Raw genomic sequence first — 484 nt, 5'->3', positions numbered from 1 at the left:
AGGAGATGCTGGCACGTTGCATGCCGCTACTCGCCGACCCCGACCGGATGCGGGGCATCGGCCACGCGGCGCTCGACGTGTTGCGCGCCGAACCGCGGACCGACCCCGACCGGATCGCCGCCGTCGGCTACGGCACCGGGGGCGCAATCGTGCTGGAACTCGGGCGCGACGGCGTCAACCTGCGCGCGATCGGGACAGTCAACGCACTGACCACAGGCCGACCGGGCGAGGCGGCGCGCATTCGCTGCCCGGTGTGGGCGGGGGTCGGGTCGGAAGACCCGATCATGCCGCCCGCGCAACGGGACGCGTTCACCGCCGAGATGCAGGCCGCGGGCGTCGACTGGCGCCTCGTGGTCTACGGTGGCGCCTTGCATGCCTTCCACCACCCGACGGTCGACCACACCGTGCTCCCCGGCGTCGGCTACCACCCACGGCACGCGCAGCGAGCCTGGCGCGACGTCGTCGACCTGCTCGCCGAGTGCCT

At 73.1% G+C, this 484-nt stretch carries 1 protein-coding gene; it reads left to right on the top strand.

Features of this window, described 5'->3' with window-relative positions:
* Window positions 1-484 (top strand): dienelactone hydrolase family protein (locus ACX4ZE_RS23055; RefSeq protein WP_480275563.1); only part of this gene is annotated, 484 nt, incomplete at both ends.

The organism is Nocardia sp. TBRC8007 (assembly GCF_056629435.1).
This window is presented reverse-complemented; position numbering and strand designations above follow the sequence as displayed.